The sequence below is a fragment of the Gordonia aichiensis NBRC 108223 genome, assembly GCF_000332975.1.
GTDB classification, from domain to species: Bacteria; Actinomycetota; Actinomycetes; order Mycobacteriales; family Mycobacteriaceae; genus Gordonia; species Gordonia aichiensis.
The window spans coordinates 1-1,285 of record NZ_BANR01000067.1; the positions used below are offsets into that span (position 1 = coordinate 1).

The 1,285-nt window shown below is 62.6% G+C and carries 1 protein-coding gene; it reads right to left on the bottom strand.

From position 1 onward, the window contains the following. Positions 1 to 58: 58 nt before the first annotated feature. Positions 59 to 1,203, bottom strand: a protein-coding gene (locus tag GOACH_RS22975) for an IS3 family transposase (RefSeq protein ID WP_373279128.1) whose coding sequence is annotated in 2 segments (ribosomal slippage) — positions 59 to 936 and positions 936 to 1,203 — 1,146 coding nt in all. Because the reading frame shifts where the segments join, the coding sequence is not laid out codon by codon here. Positions 1,204 to 1,285: the final 82 nt, after the last annotated feature.

The following is a 1,285-nucleotide window of genomic DNA, read 5'->3' on the forward strand; positions in this document are numbered from 1 at the left end:
TGGCAGGTCCCCGATAACCGGTCCAGGCAGTTCTAGAGCCAGTTCCTTGTTGTGATCGTCAGTCGATCTCGCAGCCCACGGGGTGATGTTGGTGGGTGCATCCGGCAGCGTACTCGGCCGGCGTTTGGTAGCCCAGCGCTGAGTGCCGGTGTCGGTGGTTGTGGTCGTCTTTGAAGTCGTCGATGACCACGCGGGCCTCGATCAGTGTGGGCCAGCAGTTGCGGTTCAAACACTCGTCGCGCAACCGGTTGTTGAACGACTCGATGAACCCGTTGTTCCACGGTGTGCCGGGCGGAATGTAGGAGATCCCGACCGACCCTGCACAGAACGCCTGCAGGGCTTCTGAGATGAACTCAGGGCCGTTGTCCATGCGCAGCACCATCGGCGGGCCACCCCAGATCGCGAACGTCTTCTCCAACTCCTCGATCAACCGCTCAGCCGGAATCGAGCGGTCCACGATGTTCAGCAACGACATCCGGGTGTGTTCGTCAACCATGGACGCGATCTTGATCTTCTTCCCATCCACGGTGGAATCGAACTGAAAGTCCAATGCCCACACCACTTTCGGTGCGTCCGCGACAACGACCGGGACCGATGACTGGCCGGCGCGTTTGCGGCGCCGAGCGCGCCGCACTTGCAGGCCCTCTTCTTTCCACAACCGATGCACTTTCTTCTTGTTGATCTCGATGCCGTCGTCGAAGCGCAGGTGTGCCCACGCGCGCCGGAACCCGTGCCGGGGGTTCTTGCGGGCATACGTGCGTAGCTGCTCGCGCAGTGCGGCGTCGGGGTCGGCCGGGGTGTGCGCTTGCGGCAGCCGTCGATAGGCGGAACGGGAAAGCCCAACTACCTTGCACGCCATGCGTTCTGACATGTTCTTGACGTCCTTGAGCATGTCGATGGCGGCGCGTTTGGCGGTCGGGCTCAGAATTTTCCCTTGGCGATCTCCCGCAGCGCGTCTTTCTCGAGCTCGGCATCGGCGAGCAGCCGCTTGAGTCGGCTGTTCTGCTCGCGCAGCTCTTTGAGTTCCTTCGCGGCGTCGCCGTCCATACCGCCGTACTGGCGGCGCCAGTTGTACAACGTGGCCGCCGACACCTCGAGATCGGCAGCGATCTCCTCGCCGGTCTTGCCTTCCGCGGCCAACTCATCGGCCCGGCGCAATTTGCGCACGATGTCCTCCGCCGAGTGACGCTTGCGTCCTGCCATGTTCTTCATCGTCCCTTCTCCGCCCTCATCAGGGCAATCAGGACTCTAAAACAACCCGGACCGGCTCACGGGGGACACGCCA